At 28.1% G+C, this 20,134-nt stretch carries 22 protein-coding genes and 1 riboswitch; all 22 genes read right to left on the minus strand.

The window, feature by feature from the left end:
* Positions 1-143 precede the first annotated feature (143 nt).
* Positions 144-980 (minus strand): MetQ/NlpA family ABC transporter substrate-binding protein, encoded by an 837-nt coding sequence (locus ABUA17_RS08990; protein ID WP_042400630.1) that lies wholly within the window; start codon positions 978-980, stop codon positions 144-146.
* Between the two features lie 36 nt (positions 981-1,016).
* A complete protein-coding gene (locus tag ABUA17_RS08995; RefSeq protein ID WP_042400736.1) occupies positions 1,017-1,652 on the minus strand; it encodes a methionine ABC transporter permease in 636 nt (211 codons plus the stop codon).
* Between the two features lie 13 nt (positions 1,653-1,665).
* A complete protein-coding gene (locus ABUA17_RS09000) occupies positions 1,666-2,628 on the minus strand; it encodes a methionine ABC transporter ATP-binding protein (protein WP_055276837.1) in 963 nt (320 codons plus the stop codon).
* Positions 2,629-2,727: 99 nt separating this feature from the next.
* A riboswitch (SAM riboswitch) is annotated at positions 2,728-2,935 on the minus strand.
* Between the two features lie 102 nt (positions 2,936-3,037).
* On the minus strand, positions 3,038-3,325 hold the full coding sequence (locus ABUA17_RS09005; protein ID WP_042400637.1) for a DUF503 domain-containing protein: 288 nt from the start codon (positions 3,323-3,325) through the stop codon (positions 3,038-3,040).
* Positions 3,326-3,684: 359 nt separating this feature from the next.
* The gene (locus tag ABUA17_RS09010) at positions 3,685-3,993 is read right to left on the minus strand and encodes a hypothetical protein (RefSeq protein ID WP_055291211.1); all 309 of its coding nucleotides are present in this window, start codon (positions 3,991-3,993) and stop codon (positions 3,685-3,687) included.
* A 61-nt stretch (positions 3,994-4,054) separates the two neighbouring features.
* Positions 4,055-4,930 (minus strand): hypothetical protein, encoded by an 876-nt coding sequence (locus ABUA17_RS09015; RefSeq protein WP_042400645.1) that lies wholly within the window; start codon positions 4,928-4,930, stop codon positions 4,055-4,057.
* A 64-nt stretch (positions 4,931-4,994) separates the two neighbouring features.
* Positions 4,995-5,510 (minus strand): hypothetical protein, encoded by a 516-nt coding sequence (locus tag ABUA17_RS09020; RefSeq protein WP_042400648.1) that lies wholly within the window; start codon positions 5,508-5,510, stop codon positions 4,995-4,997.
* Positions 5,511-5,605: 95 nt separating this feature from the next.
* On the minus strand, positions 5,606-6,805 hold the full coding sequence (ftsW, locus tag ABUA17_RS09025; RefSeq protein ID WP_042400651.1) for a putative lipid II flippase FtsW: 1,200 nt from the start codon (positions 6,803-6,805) through the stop codon (positions 5,606-5,608).
* 24 nt (positions 6,806-6,829) lie between these two features.
* Positions 6,830-9,043 (minus strand): stage V sporulation protein D, encoded by a 2,214-nt coding sequence (locus ABUA17_RS09030; RefSeq protein WP_195951511.1) that lies wholly within the window; start codon positions 9,041-9,043, stop codon positions 6,830-6,832.
* Between the two features lie 192 nt (positions 9,044-9,235).
* Positions 9,236-10,612, minus strand: a complete 1,377-nt coding sequence (locus ABUA17_RS09035) for a cation:dicarboxylate symporter family transporter (RefSeq protein WP_042400656.1) — start codon at positions 10,610-10,612, stop codon at positions 9,236-9,238.
* Between the two features lie 70 nt (positions 10,613-10,682).
* A complete protein-coding gene (locus ABUA17_RS09040) occupies positions 10,683-11,114 on the minus strand; it encodes an RrF2 family transcriptional regulator (RefSeq protein ID WP_042400659.1) in 432 nt (143 codons plus the stop codon).
* Positions 11,115-11,313: 199 nt separating this feature from the next.
* Positions 11,314-11,964, minus strand: coding sequence for an HAD family hydrolase (locus ABUA17_RS09045; RefSeq protein ID WP_042400664.1), 651 nt, complete (start codon positions 11,962-11,964; stop codon positions 11,314-11,316).
* A 546-nt stretch (positions 11,965-12,510) separates the two neighbouring features.
* Positions 12,511-13,446 (minus strand): IS1/IS1595 family N-terminal zinc-binding domain-containing protein, encoded by a 936-nt coding sequence (locus ABUA17_RS09050; protein ID WP_156327438.1) that lies wholly within the window; start codon positions 13,444-13,446, stop codon positions 12,511-12,513.
* 274 nt (positions 13,447-13,720) lie between these two features.
* Positions 13,721-14,041, minus strand: a complete 321-nt coding sequence (gene hisE / locus ABUA17_RS09055) for a phosphoribosyl-ATP diphosphatase (RefSeq protein WP_042400665.1) — start codon at positions 14,039-14,041, stop codon at positions 13,721-13,723.
* Positions 14,042-14,043: 2 nt separating this feature from the next.
* A complete protein-coding gene (hisI, locus tag ABUA17_RS09060) occupies positions 14,044-14,364 on the minus strand; it encodes a phosphoribosyl-AMP cyclohydrolase (RefSeq protein ID WP_042400668.1) in 321 nt (106 codons plus the stop codon).
* 48 nt (positions 14,365-14,412) lie between these two features.
* The gene (gene hisF, locus ABUA17_RS09065) at positions 14,413-15,174 is read right to left on the minus strand and encodes an imidazole glycerol phosphate synthase subunit HisF (protein ID WP_055276831.1); all 762 of its coding nucleotides are present in this window, start codon (positions 15,172-15,174) and stop codon (positions 14,413-14,415) included.
* Positions 15,175-15,193: 19 nt separating this feature from the next.
* Positions 15,194-15,916 carry a 1-(5-phosphoribosyl)-5-[(5-phosphoribosylamino)methylideneamino]imidazole-4-carboxamide isomerase gene (gene hisA / locus ABUA17_RS09070; RefSeq protein ID WP_042400673.1) on the minus strand — a complete coding sequence of 241 codons (723 nt, stop codon included), beginning with the start codon at positions 15,914-15,916 and terminating at the stop codon, positions 15,194-15,196.
* Entirely contained in the window at positions 15,913-16,527 is a 615-nt protein-coding gene (hisH, locus tag ABUA17_RS09075) for an imidazole glycerol phosphate synthase subunit HisH (RefSeq protein WP_042400678.1), read from the minus strand. Before hisH ends, hisA begins: the two co-directional genes overlap by 4 nt.
* Positions 16,528-16,554: 27 nt before the next feature.
* Positions 16,555-17,136, minus strand: a complete 582-nt coding sequence (hisB, locus tag ABUA17_RS09080; protein ID WP_055291207.1) for an imidazoleglycerol-phosphate dehydratase HisB — start codon at positions 17,134-17,136, stop codon at positions 16,555-16,557.
* The gene (gene hisC, locus ABUA17_RS09085; protein WP_349817951.1) at positions 17,114-18,187 is read right to left on the minus strand and encodes a histidinol-phosphate transaminase; all 1,074 of its coding nucleotides are present in this window, start codon (positions 18,185-18,187) and stop codon (positions 17,114-17,116) included. Before hisC ends, hisB begins: the two co-directional genes overlap by 23 nt.
* Positions 18,174-19,466, minus strand: a complete 1,293-nt coding sequence (gene hisD, locus ABUA17_RS09090; protein WP_042400688.1) for a histidinol dehydrogenase — start codon at positions 19,464-19,466, stop codon at positions 18,174-18,176. Before hisD ends, hisC begins: the two co-directional genes overlap by 14 nt.
* A gap of 39 nt (positions 19,467-19,505) precedes the next feature.
* Entirely contained in the window at positions 19,506-20,129 is a 624-nt protein-coding gene (hisG, locus tag ABUA17_RS09095; protein WP_042400690.1) for an ATP phosphoribosyltransferase, read from the minus strand.
* Positions 20,130-20,134: the final 5 nt, after the last annotated feature.

Consider the following 20,134-nt stretch of genomic DNA (forward strand, 5'->3'; position numbering starts at 1 on the left):
TGAAATACCATTTAAACATTTATAAAAAACTATAAAAGGGACTTACAAAATTAATTGTAAATCCCTCTTCTCTATTTAAGCCCCTTATAATAACTAATTCCCCAAGTAATTATTATATTTTTTTATTTATTGCTTTTATATGATTAAAATACTGGAACAACTGCCCCCTTATATTTTTCTTCTATGAATTCTCTAACTTCATCAGAAGTTAAAGCTTCTGTTAAATCTTTTATCTTTTGACTATTTTCATTACCTTCTTTAACTGCTAAAACATTTCTTCTTTCTTTTAAGCTTTCAACATTCTTATCTTCGGCATAAAATGCATCATTATTAACATCAAGACCAGCTTCTAAAGCATAGTTACCATTAATTACAGCTATATCAACATCTTCTAATACTCTTGGTAAAGTTGCTGCTTCTAACTCTTTAAACTCTAAATTTTTAGGATTTGAAGTAATATCTGCTGTAGTAATTAATTCACCATCATTAACCTCAATTAATCCTGCTGCAGCTAAAACTCTTAATGCTCTTGCTTCATTTGATGGATCATCTGGTACTGCTACCACTGCTCCTTCCTCAACTTCATCTACTGTCTTATATTTCTTTGAGAAAGCACCCATTGGTTCTAAATGAATTTCCGCTGTATAAGTTAAATGAGTTCCATTATCTGCATTAAATGAATTTAAGTAAGCTATATGTTGGAAATAGTTTGCATCTATTTCTCCTGATTCCAATGCTGTATTTGGTAATACATAATCAGTAAATTCAACTATTTCTACTGTATATCCTTTTGCTTCTAAAAGTGGTTTTGCAACTTCCATAATTTCTTCATGTGGAACTGGTGAAACCCCTACCTTAATTACTTTATCATCCCCATTTGAAGAACTATCATTAGATGATCCTTCGCTATTTCCACACCCAATTAATCCAATTGATACTATTCCTGCTATTATTGCTGTTAAAATACTTCTTTTTTTCATTTTGAATTCCCCCTAAATTTATTATAAATATACTAATTAACTTAATTTTTTATATAAATAGTTTCCTAAACTTTGAAGTCCTTGAACCATTATTATTAAAATAATAACTGTAACAATCATTACATCTGTTTGATATCTTTGATATCCATAACTTATTGCTACCTTTCCTAATCCTCCTGCTCCAACACTACCTGCCATTGCAGAATATCCTATTATATTAATTATAGTTAATGTTAAACCTGAAATTATTGCTGGCACTGCTTCTTTAAGCATTACCTTAAAAATTATTTGAAGATTTGAAGCTCCAAATGATTTAGCTGCCTCAATTACTCCTGGATCAACTTCTTTAAGCGCTGATTCTATTATTCTTGCAACAAATGGCGCTGCCGCTATTGTTAACGGTACTATTGCTGCCGTTTCACCAATTGGTGTACCAACAATAGCTCTTGTTAATGGAATAATAAAAACTATTAAGATTATAAATGGAAAACTTCTAAGTACATTTATTATTACATCTAAAGACTTGTATATAAAAATATTGGGTCTTAATCCAGTTGGAGATGTAACAGTTACTATTATCCCTAGTATAAAGCCTAAAACACTTGCAAATAATGTTGAGAAAAATACCATATAAATAGTTTGTCCAAGTGCTTCAATTATAATATTTATCATTTTACTATCCATTTTATAACACCTCCAATATAATATCTTTAGCTGATAGATATTTCATTACTTCTTCCCTATCCTTTTCATTTATGTTTATAGTTAAAGTTCCTAAAACTTTATCTCTAAATTTCTCTAGCTTTCCTCCTACAATAGAAAAATCAATATTAAGTTCTCTTGCCATTTTTGTTATAAGTGCATTTTCTGATGAATCACTTGGGAAGAACAATTTAATATTAACTCCTTCTCTTGGTAAAGTATCATCATCTAACTCTCCTAAAAATTTCTTCAATGATACTTCTGGCCTTAGGAATACTTCTTCAGCTTTTCCCTCTGCAACAAGTACTCCTCCTTGAAGTAACGCAACTTTTTGGCATATTTGCTTAACAACTTCCATTTGGTGTGTAACTACTACTATAGTAATTCCTAATTTTTTATTTATATCTTCTAATAATGAAAGTATATCCTTTGTTGTTTTTGGATCTAATGCTGAAGTAGCTTCATCGCATAAAAGAATTTTTGGCTCTAACGCTAAAGCTCTTGCTATTGCAACCCTTTGCTTTTGTCCACCACTTAATTCCGCCGGCTTGCTTTTAGCCTTTTCAGAAAGTCCTACTATCTCAAGAAGTTCATTTACTCTTTTATTTATAAATGCTTTATCATATCCCCATACTTCTAATGGTAATGCCACATTTTGAAACACATTTTTTCTACTTAAAAGATTAAAGCCTTGGAATATCATTCCTAACTCTTTTCTTAATTCTCTTTTACCCTTTTCACTTAAAAGTTTTACCTCTTTGTCCATAACTTTAATTGAACCTTCGTTATAATCCTCTAAGGCATTTATACATCTTAAAAGAGTTGATTTTCCTGCTCCACTATGTCCTATAAGCCCATAAATTTCACCTTGATTTATATTTAAAGAAATATCTTTTAATACCTCTGTTTTTCCAAAACTTTTCTTCACATTTTGCATTTTAATCATAGTTGTCCACCTCCATATTACTAAACATCTAATTTTAGATAATAAAAAATGCGCTAGAGAATAAACTCAAGCGCGTATAAAAATCACTACTAATTTACTCTCTCATCACTCAGTTATAAAACTGCAGGAATTAGCACCAACGTCAATAGTTTTTAGTTTATAATTAATAGTTATTTATGAAATTTTACTAAATTTCTAAAAAATAAAAACATTTTTGTTTTTATTTCAACTATTAACTGTTAAGTTTTAACTATTAACAGGTTGCCGGGTTTCACAGGGCCAGTCCCTCCACCACTCTGGATAAGATTCAAATATTTAATTGTTTTGCTTTGTTGATATTAATATACATTAGTTTGTCTATTTTGTCAATAATTCCTTTAGAAATTTTTTCATAGATTCATGGAATAAATTAGAACTCTGTAATATCACCTTCTATTTTAATTAATTCAGCATCAGTATTGTCCTCCACGAAATCAAGTATTTTTTCTTGTAATGCGCTCAACACATCCTTTGAAGTTGCTACTGCACAAATACCGATTCCTATTTGTTGATGAATATCTTGATATTGTACTTCTGATACAGAAACATTAAATTTATTAGATAACCTCTTAGTCAAACTTAAAACTACCATTCTTTTTTCTTTTAATGAATGAACCCATTCAGCTCTTAATTCTAACTTCATTAATAATATCTTCATATTCCAATCCTCCAATTTAAACTTAATTACACAACTACTAATTACAAAACTAAAATTATAAAATAAATATTTAACTTTAAGCTAAGAATTAAAGTATACACAATAATATATTAACCACTTATCAACCATATATTATTATAGTATACCAAAAAGGCAATGAATTCTCCTATTATCCATTGCCTTTTAATAAAATTTTACTATTATTTTATCTTATAATACTAATTTATTTTTTAATTAATTCTATTGAATTTCCTTTAACGTTATCCTTCATTATTCATCCAATTTCTAATTCTAACTTATCCATACTTGTATCATTTAATTTGAAGTATGATTTTACATAAAAATCCAACAATTCAATTTTATATACCACCTAAGCTTTCAATTAAATTTATAAATTCACCTTCATCTTTTTTATCTAGAAATATATCTATCAAAGTCTTAGTAGGCATTTTAATATATCCCTTTTTTCCATTAATAAAAATATCTGTTAGTTTTTCTCTAAAAACATTTTCATCATAATTTAACTCATTTATTAATTCATTTATTTCACATTCAGCTAATGCCTCTATCAGTTTTTCTCTTATTGCTTCATTAAAACTTTCTACAAGTTCTCTTTCCTCTTCACTTAATTCTGATGTATCATTATTTAATAAGCTAAAAATGTTCATACTCTCTTCACTCCATTATTTTATTTAATTATATTTTAATTCCCCATTAAGTAAGCAATTTTTATCTTATGTCTAAATTCATCTCTTTTACATAAATTGCTCTTTTAGATATGGCTCCATGCACTACCGTTATTTTTTGTCCACTACTAATATATGGATAATCTCTAACATAAAGAATATACTCTCTTTTCTTTTCGTAATCAGTTATATAAATTGCATAATAAATTCTAGAGCTTTTGCTTTCAGATTTTTCAACTATATCTGTACATATACCACAAATAGATGTTTGTACAGGAATTATTAATTCCAATATAAAAGCTATAGGTCTAATTATAAGAAGTAAAAATATTATTCCATCAACAGATCTATTTGAAAATATAGAAGCAACTATAATTATACTAATGATATCAAAAAGTTTAATTGCTGATAATCTTTCTGAAAACTTTACTTTTTCATAAGGATTAATCCATATTTTCCATCTCCACCATACGCTACTTTCTTGTTTTTTTAATACATGTTCACATTCTCCCTTTACATATCTAAGCCTTTCAGCATACATATTTCTTGTTGTTAAATATATAGCTAATAAATATACCTCTATATTAAATGCTGCCATCATTACTATTTTATCCCTAACAGCGATAAGAACGATTATCAAATAGATAATATTTAAATAATTCATATAACTTAATTTTTTATTTATAAAATCAGATACTTCTTCAGTAGCTTCTACCTTAATATTAGTCAAAATTAAAAATCCTACAAATAATAATAAAAATGTTCCTATATTAATGAAGTCAGTTTCATTAATTACGTTTAACCAATTATAATTTAACCCAGCTTTTTTTAAATAAAAAATTACTACAGCAAATAAATTTAAAAATATTAAAACTATTGGTACTAATCTTACCTCTCTCAAATTTCTATATCCTGACATACTCATCCCCCGTTACTCTAACTAACTTAATCATCTTCAACACAATATTTTCCATTATGTACATTTAATAATTTTTAACCTTAGATAAAGTAACCCAAGCTAAACTACTATCAAAATCTGAATATATAAATTCAGCTTTTATACCATTTATATTATCATAATAAATATATTCTTTTAACTGCTGTTCCCTATCTTTCCACTTTTCTTTATAATTATATCCAAGTATCTCTGACACTTCATATATATAGCTTAAATTTCTTTTATTATTTATAGATATAACTATCCTCTTCTCATCAAATCTTCCAAATAAATACTTAACTTTATTATCTTCTGAATCAATTATAAGTTCTTCAAATTTACACATATAGTCACCAGAATATCTATTACTTTCTGTATATTTTTTCAAATTAATATTTTGTATAGAACTTCCTATATTTAAATTATCAATAAAAACATTGTTTAATTCTGTACTTTTAAAACTTGTATTATCACTACAACCAGTAATAATTATTCCATAAATAATACTACTTAAAACTATTATTATAGTATTTCTAATTAAATCACCTGATTTGCTACCCATTATTTTCCCCCCATTAAAACCATCAAAATATATCTTCTACTATATTAACCATATTTTTTTAAATAAAAGAGGCTACACTTGCAGCCTCTAAATTATTAAACATTCATTTTACTCTTAATTATTTTTTCTTGAATTTCATCTTTATGACTTTTTGTTTGTCTTGATATATTAAGTAATACTCCTACTGCAGCTAAGTTAAATACAAGTGATGTACCACCATAACTTATAAAAGGTAAAGGCACCCCTGTAACTGGCATACTTCCTGTAACAACTGCTATATTAATTATTACCTGTACTGCTATTACTGAAATAATACCTGCTGCCAATAGCTTTCCATACTTGTCTTTAGCCTTCATAGCAACATCAATACCTGCAATAATCAATACAGCAAAAATTGCCATAATTATAATACATCCAACTAACCCCAACTCTTCTGCTATTATTGCAAATATAAAGTCATTATGTGGTTCTGGCATATATAATGCCTTTTGTTTAGAATTGCCAAGTCCAACTCCAAACAATCCACCTGATCCTATTGCATAAAGTGAATGAACTAATTGATACCCTTCATCATTAGCATATTTCCATGGGTTTGTAAAACTCATAAATCTTTCTCTTCTATAATCAGAACTAAAAATTCCCATGGCACCTAAAACTCCACCAGCTCCCATTAATGCAATTGTTTCTTTTCCATTCATTCCTGATACAAAAACCATAATAAATGCTACAAACATTATTATAGCTGCAATACTTAAATTATTCTCCATAAAAACTAATATAGAAAATACACCTGCGGCTCCTAAGTATATTAATGGAACTATCCAATTCTTTTTTACCTGTCCATACTTTTCAATCATCATTGCTAAGAAAAATACAATTATATATTTTGCAAGCTCCGATGGTTGGAAAGATATACCTGCTATATTAAGCCAACGTGTTGCACCATTAATATTTTCTCCAAACAATAATACTGCAACTAATGCCACAATCGTTATCCCATATCCGAGTACAGTGAACTTTTTCCACACATGATAATCAACCAACATCATTACTATCATTGCAACAATCCCAATAGGAGCCCATGTCAATTCTTTACCTAAGAAATAAAAAACATCTTTATGTTTATATAAGGCATCATAATAACTTGCTGAAAAAACCATAATTATTCCAATAGCAACTAAAGCCATAACAGAGCAAAGTATATATAAATTCACAGCTTTATATCTTCGCTTACGTTTTACACGTCTTTTTTTCTTCACATTTCCCTTTTTTATATTTTTTCCATTACTTTTCATATTACCTTCCTCAGAATATACTTATTAATATTCAAATTCTTTCTTAAGCGTTATAGTAACTTTTGTTCCTTTAACTACTTTATTACCTGCTGTAACACTTTGTGAATAAACATTTCCTTCTCCCTCAAATTCATAAACCAACCCTAAATTATTTAAGATAGAAGTTGCGAATTCTTCTGTATTTCCTTTTAAATCTGGCATTATTACTTGTTTTTCAACTTGACCACTATCTTTTGCTGTTATTGTAATAGTAGTTCCTTCTTTAACTGTAGCTCCTGGATAAGTATCCATAGAAACTATAGTCTTTCCATTTCCTTTTACTTCAGCTTCTAAATTATTTGCTTTTAATATTTCTTTTGCTTCTTCTATAGATTTTCCTCTTACATCAGGAATAATTACATTCTTATAAATTGAAAATCTTTCTTTAGCAAGTGGCGAATCCATATACTTAAATACTTCTTCAAATAATTCTTTCATTAATGGTGCTGCAACTTCACCACCATAATAAGCTCCATTACTTGGTTCATCTACTGCAATAAATACCGTTATTTGTGGATTTTCTACTGGAGCCAATGCTATCATTGATGAAATATACTTATCCTTTGAATAAGTTCCCGTTTCAGGGTCAACCTTTTGAGCTGTACCAGTTTTTCCACCAACATTATATCCTTGAACAAAAGATCCATCTGGACCATCTTTAGTTACAGTTCTTTCCAAATAACTTCTTAATAAAGCTGTACTTTCATCTGATAATACATCTGTCTTTATAGCTGCCTTTATTTCCTCATCTATAATTCTATTTCCACTTTCATCTTCATGTGAAATTTCTTTAACTATATGAGGTTGTATTAAATCACCACCATTTGCAATTGCATTAAATGCCGTCATAAGTTGTAATGATGTCACTGTATTAGTTTGTCCAAACGAAATTGTTGCTAAATCAATAGCTGATACAGTATCACTTGATTTAACTATACCAGATGCTTCCCCTGGCAAATCTATTCCTGTTGTTTTTCCAAATCCTAATTTATAAATATATTTATTTAATTTTTCTATTCCAAGTCTTTGTCCAATTTCCATCATACCAACATTACATGAGTTTTTTAATACTTCAGCTAAAGTTTGAGTTCCATGACCTTCATGCTTCCAACAATGAACAGTTGTATTTCCAAACTTAACTGATCCATTACAAACAAATATATCATCATCACTTACTAAACCTTCTTCTAATGCTGCTACCATTGTAACTGTCTTAAAAGTAGATCCTGGTTCAAAAGTATCACTTACCAGCCAATTTCTCCACATATTTTGAATTTGATCATTTTCAGTTTCACCCTCAAAAGATTCATATCCTTCATAAGGCGTATTAGGATCATAGTCAGGTTTATTTACCATCGCAAGAATTTCTCCATTATTAGGATCCATTATTAAAACATGAACTCCCTTTGCATTATGCTCTTCTAAACCTTTTTGTGCTATTTTTTCAGCAACATATTGTAAGTTTTCATCTATAGTTAATATAATATCATTTCCATCTACAGGAGGTGTAAATTTATATGTTTCAAATGGTAATCTATTTCCCCAACTATCATAGCCTCCGATTTTCATTCCTGAAATACCAGCTAAATATTCATCATATTGTAATTCTATTCCCGTTAATCCAACCCCTTCAGAATTAATTCCACCTAAAGCTGTTGATAAGAAATTTCCATTTGGATAATATCTTTTAACATCTCTTGACACAATTAATCCATATATACCTAAATCATCTGCACTATCTGCAACATCCTTTGTTATTCCTCTTGCAAGTCTTGCGTATGTTGCATCACTGCCATCACTATTTTTTTTATTTAATGCTTCCAAAATTTCATCATAACTTACTTCTGTTACCACAGAGGCTATTTGAGTTGCAATTTCCTCTTTAGTTACATCTTTATTTTTTATATGAGTTCTAATGGCATCCAAATCAAAATCAAGTCTATAAACATTAGCAGAAGATACTAATACTGATTCATTTCTATCTAAAATATCACCTCTAGTTGCAGTCACGCTGATTTCTCTTTGCCACTCTGAATTTGCCTTAGCTTCTAACGCTCTACCACTTACTAACATTAACCATCCTAATCTAATAACTAAAAAACCTAACAAGCAAAATACAATAGAATAAACTAAATTCAATCTCTGCTTATAGCCTAATGATTTTTTATCTTTTTTCTTCTTTTTCTTTTTGTTTACCATTCCTCTATCTCCCATCATAGATTTAACATATATTCCATTTATGTTACATAACTATTATTCTACTACATTTTGCTTTATATCAAAAGATACTAATATTAATATTCTATTTTTTCCGCGAAAATTTTATATAAAATTCATAATAAAAACCTCTGTAAACACTTTTACAGAGGTCTTTATTCCAAAATATACATTTTATTTGCTATTATATTTTTCTTTGTCAATTTTATTAAAACTTTTCCCAACAGCAACTGCTGTAACCATTGTTCCATTAACATTTAGCATAGTACGTCCCATATCTAATATAGGGTCAATTGCTATTATTCCTCCTGCTAATGGGAAATATGCTCCCATTCCCATTCCTGAAATTGCTACTGAAACAGCCATTGTTGCACTTCCTGGTAGTCCAGCAATACCTAAAGATCCAATTACAATTATAACTATAAGCATTCCATAGAAGCTAATATCCATTTTAGTTCCTGACATATTAGCTAATGTAACTGCCATTAATGCAGGATAAATAGCTGCACATCCATTCATCCCCATATTAGAACCTAAACTTCCAACAAATGAAGAAATTCCATTATCAACACCAATTTTATCAGTTAGTGTTTCAATAGTAACTGGTAAAGTACCAAGACTAGAACGTGAAGTAAAAGCTAAAATCAAAGGTTCCATTGCCTTTTTTACATAAGTAATAGGATTTAAACCTAACATAGCTATAATTATTAAATGAATTATAAATACTATAATAATACTTAAGTAAAGTGCAACTATAAACCAAACAACTTCTTTTATTGCTGCTAGTCCTCTTCCTGCTATTGTATTCGCAAGCAATGCAACTACAGCATATGGCATAAATTTAATAACAGTCATAGCAAGACTAGTAATAATCTTATATGAAGCATTAACTAAATCAGTTACAGGCTTAATAACATCACTGTACTTTTTATTTAATATCTTCATTGAGTTACCAATAAATGCTGCAAATATTACAACAGCAACTACATTACCTTCAGCCATTGCCGCAACAGGATTAGATGGAAGTAATCCTCTTAATGTATCAACAACTGGAGTTATTTCTCTTATTTCACTTGTACTTTGAACTACATTTGAAGAAACCCCAAGTTTAAATAAATTTCCTACTATAATACCTACTATGGCTGCAATTGCAGTAGTACCTAGTAATGTAAAAATTGATCTTGTTGTTAATTTTCCTAGATTCTCACCAGCCTTCATATTTATAATAACTCTGATAATAGATACAAATATTAAAGGAACTACAAGCATCTTTAATAAATCCATAAATCCATAACCAATAAGTCCATACCACTTGTTTACTTCATTAATCCATTGAACTTCGCTTGGATCACTTGGCAGTCCTGCTACTAATTGTATTATTACTCCTAAAATTAATCCTGCGATAGTAGAAACTATCATTCTAGTTGAAAATTTAACTTTCTTTTTAGCCATAAGGTTTACACCAAATAATATAGCTACTAGTACAGCAATAAATGCTATGGTTTTAAAATTTGTTATCATTATAAAATCTGATAAAAAAGTATTATTCATTTTGCCCTCCTATATGTCTATAAATACCATTTATATATTACATCAAAATCATATATTATACTAGTTTAAATTATATATAATATACAATTTCTACTTTCTCTTTTTTATATTTATTAACAATTTCCTCTAATGTTATTGATTCAAAATAATCATTTATTTTTTTATTTATTTCACTCCAAATTTCTCTATTTACAAATCCCTCCATTTCATTTGCTTCATACTCCTTTACATCTATTAAAAGTAAATCACCCTCTAAGACTTTTAAAATTTCTCCTATTGTAATTTCATTTGGGTGTTTAGTTAAAGTATATCCACCTTGAGCCCCTTTTTTCCCAATTATTAATCCTGACTTTCTAAGTAATGAAAATATTTGCTCTAAATATCTCTCTGATATATTTTGACGTTCTGATATAGCTTTCAAAGTTACAGAACCATATTCTGAATTAATTACCAAGTCAATCAATGCAATTATTCCATATCTTGATTTAGTTGAAATCTTCATAAACTCACCTTCTTTATAGCATTTTAGATATTACCCACTATTCCTATCGGTAATATGTTAATGCTATCTCTTTTTTTATAAAATGTCAATATATTTATATTGTTATCAATAAAAGTAAAAAATATAGAGTAGTTACTTTATTATTACTAACTACCCTATATTGATTTTAATTAATCTAGTTTATTTTCTTATTGATCATCTATTTTATTAATTCTAATAACTCATTAGGATTTTGAATAATATGATTTGCACCAGCATTTATTAATTCATCTTCTCCTCTAAAGCCCCATGCCACACCTATTGATTTAACATTAGCATTTTTTGCAGTAAGCATATCAACATCAGAATCCCCAACATATACGCATTCTTCTTTACTAACTTTTAAATAGTCAATAACTTCATATACAGTTCTTGGATCTGGTTTAACCGCATGATTAGGTCTCTGTCCATAAGTAATTTCAAATTTATCATCAAAATACTTTTTAACTACTTCGCCTGCAAACTCATCTGGCTTATTTGATACAACAGCAAGCCTTATGTTATTTTTCTTTAATTCATCAATCATACCACTAATGCCATCATATGGTTTTGTAGTATCTAACATATGCTCTCCATAATACTCATCAAAAAAGGCTAAAACCTTATTGATTATATCTTTATTTTCTCTATCAGCTTCTGGCAATATACGTTGAATTAAAACATATCTTCCACTTCCAACAAATCTCACATAATCTTTTACTGCATGTTCCTTATATCCACAACTTCTTAATGCATAATTACATGCATTAGCTAAATCCTCTAATGTATCTAACAACGTTCCATCTAAATCAAAAATTACAGCTTTAATCATTTTATTTCTCCTTATTGCCCTTGAATTTTATATTAACTTTTGATTTTTTATATCAAACAGTATTAATCTCATTATATCATAGTTTTTCTTATGCCTTATTAGTAAATACTTTTTTATTCAATACTCATATAACATTATATTTTTTTTACAGAATACCTAATTTTAATATTTCATTATCTTTTATTAATATTTCTAGTTATTTAGCCATTGAACAACAACTTAAATCTACAACTTCTTAGTACTAATATTCTTTTCTATATAGAGTAATGTTATATCAAAATGTTGTTAACAACATTTTGATATAACATTACTCTATACGCTTAAGTATCTAACATTATACACTCCTTCACTAAATACTATCTTAATTTAATTCTATATGTAAAAGTATTACAAACACTAAATATTTTTCAATTTTAAACATGAAAAATAAACTATTCTCTAAATAGAAAATAGTGTCCCAATAAAAAGCTATAAATTTCACATCACATTCTTAAATAAATTATTATAATAAGTAGAAATCTATCTTTTTTTATTTTATCTAATAACTCATATTTCTATAGTCCTTTTCTTTATATTTCCCCATGATATATATGTGCTAATTTTAGCTTTTACATTAATTTGAGAATATACTTTTTTCATTGAAAATATATTCTTTCTTTCATATTCTGTATTATTTTTATATTCAAAAGCTCTCCAACTTAAATAATGATCCAGATACTTACTTGCAACTCCATTAAATTTAATAAGCCATTTCTTCACTTTATTTGAATATGCCAAATCTATTTTTAACTCATTAATATCTTCTCTTAACTTTACATTCCTAATTTCATTTAAAGCATTAGCAAACATCTTTAATCTACTATCTTGGAATCCAACTACATAAGCTTTAGCATCTATTCTAGGTATAATATTATCTCTAATTTCGTAAAATCCTAAAAACTTTCTACCAGCAATTATTGAACTTATATCCATATAATCATTTAATGCATTAACAACTATAATCTTATCTCTTTCTTCCCCATGATATCCTCTATCACCTTTAAAATTTTCATATAAAACCAATTTAGTTAATTCAACATAAGATCCTATTTTTTTGATATAACTTTTTTCACATAAATCTGCTAAAAATCTATGTCTCCAAAAAAATGCCGTTACTAACGTAATTCCCATTTTAGCAGCACATTCTCTTAATGATAACCCTTTAATAAAAAGTTCAAAATATTGTTCCCAATTTTCTTTAAACTTTTTAGAATATCTAAAAGGATTACTTTTCTCATCAATAAATGTTTTACAACAATCTTCATTCTTGCATTTATATCTTTGAATTCCATTATAAAATCCAAATTTAATCACTTTTTCACTATGACACTTAGGGCATTCAATTTTACCTTTTTCTTTATCTTCTTTAGTTATATTAAAATTATTATTGCATTTTTTAAAATTTTCATCATCTTTTATGCTATTGACCAATGTCCTATACATATTAATCACAATACATCACCAATTGTGATTATTAACTTATATATATAATTTTAAACATTAATTAATAAAATTCATTAATTTCTTATTTAATGTATTCTATATTTTTTACATTAAAATATTTTAAAAGCTAATGCTTTTATATTTACATAAAAACATTAGCTCCTTATTACATTAATATATTAATTTTAATTTGAACTATCTTGCATTAATTTATATATTAAATCTTTTTATTGAATTAGAAAATATATTCACTCGCCTTAATAATTAAAATTGATTAAACATTATCAATACTTTTTCTTTCACCTTTAAAATTATTAATCTTATTTCTTCTAATTTTTAATTGTTCATTTAATTCTTCTAAGGTTATTTCCTTATCTGCCATAAGTACAAGTACATGGTATGCTAAATCACAAATTTCATTTACTATCTCATTTTTATCTTCACCTTTAGCAGCAATTATTACTTCAGTGCATTCTTCTCCAACTTTTTTCAATATCTTATCTGTACCCTTATCAAATAAATATTTAGTATATGACCCATCTTCTCCATTTTCTTTTCTATCTTTAATAATTTCAAATATATCTTCTAATACCATATTTAACACACCCTCCTAAAGAAACAACTCTTTTTACCTGTATGACAAGCTGCTCCATTTTGAATTACCTTAATTAATAAAGTATCATTGTCACAGTCTGTCCAAATTTCTTTAACTTCTTGAAAATGCCCCGAGGTTACCCCTTTATTCCATAGTTCATTTCTACTTCTACTATAAAACCATGTTTTTTTACTTTCTAAAGTAAGTTTTAAACTTTCTTCAGACATATAAGCAACCATTAATACTTCATTACTTTCATAATCTTGAATAACAGTAGGTATTAATCCATTTCCTTTTTCAAAATCTAAAGCTATTTTCTCCATTTCACACCTCCCATTAATTACTTCTCTTCATATTAATAAATCACATAACTACATTCTCACATTAACGTTTCTTTGTTTTAAATAATCTTTTACTTCTCTAATACTTAATTCACCATAATGGAATAATGAAGCAGCCAATGCAGCATCTGCCATCCCATCTTTAAATACCTCTTCAAAATCTTTTAATGCTCCACATCCACCAGAAGCAATTACTGGAACATTAGTAAGTTCACTTACCTTTCTAGTAAGCTCTAAATCAAAGCCTTTCTTAGTTCCATCTGTATCCATTGAAGTTAATAGTATTTCACCTATTCCTAATTTAGTTGCTTCTTCTATCCATTTAAGTGCGTCTATCCCTGTATCAATTCTTCCACCATTCACAAAAACATTCCAACCACTATTATCATCTCTTTTTTTTGCATCCACAGCTAAAACAATACATTGATTTCCAAAATAATAAGCACCTTCTTTTATTAATTCCTTATTTCTTACAGCAGCTGAGTTTAAACTCACTTTGTCGGCTCCAGCTCTTAGTATTCTCTTTATATCATCAATATTTCTTAATCCTCCACCTACAGTAAAAGGAATAAAAATCTTTTCTGATACTCTTTCAACTACTTTTTCCATTATCCCTCTACCTTCATGCGTGGCAGTAATATCTAAAAAAACAAGTTCATCAGCACCTTGCTTATAGTAATATTCCCCAAGCTCAACAGGATCTCCAACTTCCTTTATTCCTACAAAGTTTATACCCTTAACAACTTTTCCTGCTCTTACATCTAGACAAGGAATTATTCTTTTTGTATGCATACTTTCACCTTCAATCTTTTTAGGAATTTATTTTACATAAATCAATAGCTTCTTTTAAATTTATGTATCCTGAATAAATTGCTTTCCCAACAATTACACCATATATATTTAATTTTTTAAGTTCTTTAATATCATCACTTCCAGCCACTCCTCCTGAAGCTGTTAAATTGATTTTTACATTTTCACTTAACTTTTTAAGCATATCTATATTGGTACCCTTTAAAGTTCCATCCTTACTAATATCAGTTAAAATAATATTTTTAACTCCTAAGTCTTCCATCTTTTTAGAAAAACTAATATAATGAATCCTACTCTCTTGAAGCCAACCTCTTCCACATAAATATTCATTCTTACAATCTACTCCAACTGCAATTTTTTCTCCAAATTCATTTACAACAGTTTTAACAAATTCAGAATCTTCCATTGCAACTGTCCCTAAAATAACCCTACTTACTCCATTATCTATTAAATACTTAATATCTTCATAAGTTCTAATTCCCCCACCAACTTCAACAGGCACATTTATCTCTTTAGCAACTTTAATAATTATTTCCTTATTGACTAATTTTCCAACTTTTGCTCCATCTAAATCTACTAAATGAATATATTCTGCTCCTGTTTCTTCAAAACTCTTAGCTATTTCTAATATATCTTTACCTACTATTTCCTTCTTATCATAGTCACCTTGATAAAGTCTCACAGGTTTACCATCTATAATATCTATAGCCGGAATTATAATCATACAATCAACTCCCCAAAATTCTTAAGTATTCTTAATCCAACTTCCCCACTTTTTTCTGGATGAAATTGTGCCCCATATATATTTCTCTTATTCACCATTCCTGGTATGTTAATTCCACCATACTCTGAATATGCAATTAAATTATCCTCTGACATATTTGTTGACATGAAGCTATGAACATAATAAACAAAACTCTCCTCGTTAAGTCCGTTAAATATTTTACTTTTTTTGTTTATTTCTAATCTATTCCAGCCTATATGAGGTATTTTTACTTCTTCATTTGGTTCTATTAGCTTAACCTCTCCTTCTATAAAACCAAGACCTTTTCTAGGCTGCCCTTCATATCCTTCTTCAAAAAGCATTTGCATTCCTAAACAAATGCCTAGTAATGGACATCCCTCATTAACCTTTTTATTTATTATAGGAATTAAGTTCATTTTCTCTAAATTATCCATTGCATCTTTAAAAGCTCCAACCCCAGGTAATATTAATTTATCCGATTTTTCTATATCTTTTATTTCCCCGGAAATACGACAATTAAAACCAATCTTAACTAAAGCATTATATACACTTTTTAAGTTGCCCATTCCATAATCAATAATTGTAATCATATATCCTCCCACAATTCTTTAATTTTTTTAAAGAACACCTTTAGAAGAAGGTATGCTATTACCTTCAATAGTAATAGCTTCTTTTAATGCTCTTCCAAAAGCTTTGAATATCCCTTCGATTTTATGATGATCATTTTCACCATATAAAACCCTTATATGCAATGTAATTCCTGCATTAAAGGCAACAGCTCTAAAAAATTCTTTAACCATTTCTGTAGAAAAATCACCTATATTTTCTCTTTTAAACTCCCCTTCAAAATGCAAATAACTTCTTCCACTAATATCTACTGATACCATTACTAATGCTTCATCCATTGGAAGAAAAAAAGTTCCATATCTTTTTATTCCTCTTCTTTCTCCTAATGCTTCATTCATGCATTTTCCCAAAGCAATTCCAACATCCTCTATTAAATGATGATCACAAACATCAATATCTCCATCTGCATTTAAATTAATATTTATATTGCTGTGAAATGCCAGTAAATCAATCATATGATTAAAAAATCCTATATTAGTTTGTATATTACTTATTCCCTCTCCATCTAAGTCAATGTCTAAAATAGTATTTGTTTCATTAGTCTTTCTATTAATTTGAGATATTCTCTTCACACTTCTCCCTCACTTCACACATATTATTTCCTATAATATTTACAATAAAGTCATTTTCCAAAGGTGAACCTACTGAAATTCTAAAGCTATCATCTTCAAAATATCTTATTAATATTCCTTTATCCTCTAACGCCTTTTTTAATTTTTCTTTATTTTTTGTTCTACCAGAAATAAAGTTAGACTTTGATTTATAAAATTTGATTTCATCATTACTATTCTTTTGTATTTCATTTAATCTTTTATATAATCTTTCTCTTTCATGCACTATTTCTTCGACATTTTTTAATATCCTTTCTGGATGTCTCAAAACAATACATCCTACTAGTTGAGAAAATGTATTTAAATTATATGGAACCTTGCTTAAGTTTAAGCTTTTAATCAATTCTTTATTTGCAATTAAGAATCCTATTCTTAGTGCTGCTAATCCCCAGGCTTTAGATAATGTTCTTGTAACAACTAAATTTTTATAAATTTCTATATACCCAATCATACTTTGTCCATAAAATTCATAATAAGCTTCATCAACTACCACTAAAGTATCTTTAAATGATTCTAAAATAAAAATAATATCTTCTGAGCTTATTACATGACCTGTTGGATTATTAGGATTAGAAAAGATAATAACTTTTGGCTCCACTTTCTTACCATATGTTATAAATTTACTAACTGAGAACTCGCCATCTTTTTCTGTATTATATTTTTTAATTATCCCATCATTTAAAGAAGTATAAAAATCATACATTGAAAAATCTGGATTAATAGTTAATACAGTTTTCCTTTTAGTTATTTGAGTATCTATTATTAAAGAAATCATTTCATCTGATCCATTGCCAGCAATAATATTTTCTTCACTTACTCCAATTACATTTGCATATGCTTTTCTTATATCTATAGAATCATTATCCGGATATCTATTAAAATTTATTTTTTTTACTTCTTCAATAATCTCATTTAATTCATCCTTTGTAATATTTTTATAACTCTCATTACCATTTACTCTTATACCAAATTCATCATTCATTATCCCTTTATAACTTTTAATTTTCTTCATTATCTAATCTTACCTTTACAGAATTTGCATGAGCAGTTAATCCTTCTTCGTTTGCAAATTTTATTATCTTATTGCCATCCCTATATAATGCACGCTTTGAATAAGATAAAAATGATGATTTTTTTACAAAAGTATCAACTGATAATGGTGATGAAAATTTTGCTGTTCCACTAGTAGGCAATACATGATTTGTACCACCAAAATAGTCTCCTATAGGTTCTGGTGTATATGATCCTAAAAAAACAGAACCTGCATTTTTTATTTCATCTAAGTAATCTAAAGGATTTTCAAGTAAAATCTCTAAATGTTCTGGTGCAATTAAATTAGTTAGCTTTATACACTCATCAATATCATTACACACAATTATTTTTCCATAATCACTTAAGGATTTTTCTATTATCTCTTTTCTTGAAAGATTTTTAATTTGAATACTAATTTCTTTCTTAACATTCAAAGCCAACTCTTTAGATGTTGTTAATAAAATTGATGATGCTAATTCATCATGTTCTGCTTGTGACATCATATCAGCAGCTATATATCTTGGATTTGCATCATTCTCAGCAATAACTAAAATTTCACTAGGTCCAGCAACCATATCTATGCCAACAATTCCGTATACCTGCCTCTTTGCCTCTGCTACATATGCATTTCCTGGCCCTACTATCATATCCACAGGATTAATACTTTCTGTTCCAAAAGCTAATGTTGCAATAGCTTGTGCGCCTCCAATTTTATAAACTTTATTAACGCCACAAATTTTAGCTGCTACTAATATATTTTGATTAACTTCACCATCACTATTAGGTGGTGTTGCAATTATAATTTCTTTAACACCTGCAACCTTTGCAGGAATTACATTCATTAATACTGATGAAGGATATGCTGCCTTCCCCCCTGGAACATACACCCCTGTACTTTCAACAGGAATTATTCTTTGCCCCATATAAATTCCTAATTCCTTTTGATAAAGATAGCCTGTCTTTTTTTGTTTTTCATGATACTTAGTAATATTATTCTTGCTTTCTTCTAATATCTCTAATATTGACTTATCACATTTGTTGTAAGCATTATTAATTTCCTCTTCAGAAACTAAAAAATCCTTTAAATCTGCTTTATCAAATTTTAATGTATATTCTCTTAACGCTTTGTTTCCATTTTCCTTAATATCTTCAATAATATCTTCAACATTTCTTCTTACATCAGCTGTGTTATTTCTCTTTTTTAAACATTTTACAATTTCTTTTATACTCTTATTGTCCAATTCTATTATGTCTATCATATTAACCTTGCCCCCTTTAGTTTTATATAATAAACACTATTAGTTACATACTTCTCTTATTTTATCTATAAAACTATTTATTTCATTTCTTTTTAATTTAAAACTTGATTTATTTACTATCACTCTTGAACTAATATCACAAATCTCATCTACAACAACTAGACCATTTTCCTTTAATGTTGTACCAGTTTCCATTATGTCTACAATACCTTCACTAATTCCAAGTATAGGTGCAAGCTCTACAGATCCTTCTATTTTTATGATTTCAACATCCATTCCTTTGCCCTCAAAATAGCTCTTTGCTACCGCTGGATACTTTGTACCTATTTTTATATGGCCTATTTTATTAAAAATATTAGTACCTGGTAATGTTGCTACAATAAATTTACACTTTCCCATTCCTAAATCTAATACCTCATAGTAATTTTCTTCTTTTTCTAATAACGTATCCTTACCTACTATTGCAATATCTGCTACTCCATGTTCTACATAGGTAACAGTATCATTTGCTTTAACTAAAAAATATCGTATATCTTCTTTGGTATCATTAAAAATCAACTTTCTGCCCTTATCTTTTAATTCTTCAACTCCAAATCCAGCTTGCTCTAATAACTTAATTGCTCCTTTTTCTATCCTACCCTTTGTAAGCGCTATACTAATCAAATCAC

The organism is Clostridium sp. RTP31139st1_H3_RTP31139_211217 (genome assembly GCF_040227035.1).
GTDB lineage: Bacteria > Bacillota > Clostridia > Clostridiales > Clostridiaceae > Clostridium > Clostridium saudiense.

Excerpts from the sequence above, each read along its gene's own strand:
- ABUA17_RS08990 (WP_042400630.1), bottom strand. The coding sequence starts at position 980 with ATGAAAAAAAGAAGTATTTTAACAGCAATAATAGCAGGAATAGTATCA.
- hisF (WP_055276831.1), bottom strand. The coding sequence starts at position 15,174 with ATGCATACAAAAAGAATAATTCCTTGTCTAGATGTAAGAGCAGGAAAA.
- ABUA17_RS09010 (WP_055291211.1), bottom strand. The coding sequence starts at position 3,993 with ATGAACATTTTTAGCTTATTAAATAATGATACATCAGAATTAAGTGAA.
- ftsW (WP_042400651.1), bottom strand. The coding sequence starts at position 6,805 with ATGAAAAGTAATGGAAAAAATATAAAAAAGGGAAATGTGAAGAAAAAA.
- ABUA17_RS09005 (WP_042400637.1), bottom strand. The coding sequence starts at position 3,325 with ATGAAGATATTATTAATGAAGTTAGAATTAAGAGCTGAATGGGTTCAT.
- ABUA17_RS09030 (WP_195951511.1), bottom strand. The coding sequence starts at position 9,043 with ATGGTAAACAAAAAGAAAAAGAAGAAAAAAGATAAAAAATCATTAGGC.
- ABUA17_RS09050 (WP_156327438.1), bottom strand. The coding sequence starts at position 13,446 with ATGTATAGGACATTGGTCAATAGCATAAAAGATGATGAAAATTTTAAA.
- ABUA17_RS09000 (WP_055276837.1), bottom strand. The coding sequence starts at position 2,628 with ATGATTAAAATGCAAAATGTGAAGAAAAGTTTTGGAAAAACAGAGGTA.
- ABUA17_RS09020 (WP_042400648.1), bottom strand. The coding sequence starts at position 5,510 with ATGGGTAGCAAATCAGGTGATTTAATTAGAAATACTATAATAATAGTT.
- hisI (WP_042400668.1), bottom strand. The coding sequence starts at position 14,364 with ATGGAGAAAATAGCTTTAGATTTTGAAAAAGGAAATGGATTAATACCT.
- hisC (WP_349817951.1), bottom strand. The coding sequence starts at position 18,187 with ATGAAGAAAATTAAAAGTTATAAAGGGATAATGAATGATGAATTTGGT.
- ABUA17_RS09040 (WP_042400659.1), bottom strand. The coding sequence starts at position 11,114 with ATGAAGATTTCAACTAAATCAAGATATGGAATAATTGCATTGATTGAC.
- hisD (WP_042400688.1), bottom strand. The coding sequence starts at position 19,466 with ATGATAGACATAATAGAATTGGACAATAAGAGTATAAAAGAAATTGTA.
- ABUA17_RS09035 (WP_042400656.1), bottom strand. The coding sequence starts at position 10,612 with ATGAATAATACTTTTTTATCAGATTTTATAATGATAACAAATTTTAAA.
- hisH (WP_042400678.1), bottom strand. The coding sequence starts at position 16,527 with ATGATTACAATTATTGATTATGGAATGGGCAACTTAAAAAGTGTATAT.
- ABUA17_RS09015 (WP_042400645.1), bottom strand. The coding sequence starts at position 4,930 with ATGTCAGGATATAGAAATTTGAGAGAGGTAAGATTAGTACCAATAGTT.
- hisE (WP_042400665.1), bottom strand. The coding sequence starts at position 14,041 with ATGGTATTAGAAGATATATTTGAAATTATTAAAGATAGAAAAGAAAAT.
- ABUA17_RS09045 (WP_042400664.1), bottom strand. The coding sequence starts at position 11,964 with ATGATTAAAGCTGTAATTTTTGATTTAGATGGAACGTTGTTAGATACA.
- ABUA17_RS08995 (WP_042400736.1), bottom strand. The coding sequence starts at position 1,652 with ATGATAAATATTATAATTGAAGCACTTGGACAAACTATTTATATGGTA.
- hisA (WP_042400673.1), bottom strand. The coding sequence starts at position 15,916 with ATGATTATAATTCCGGCTATAGATATTATAGATGGTAAACCTGTGAGA.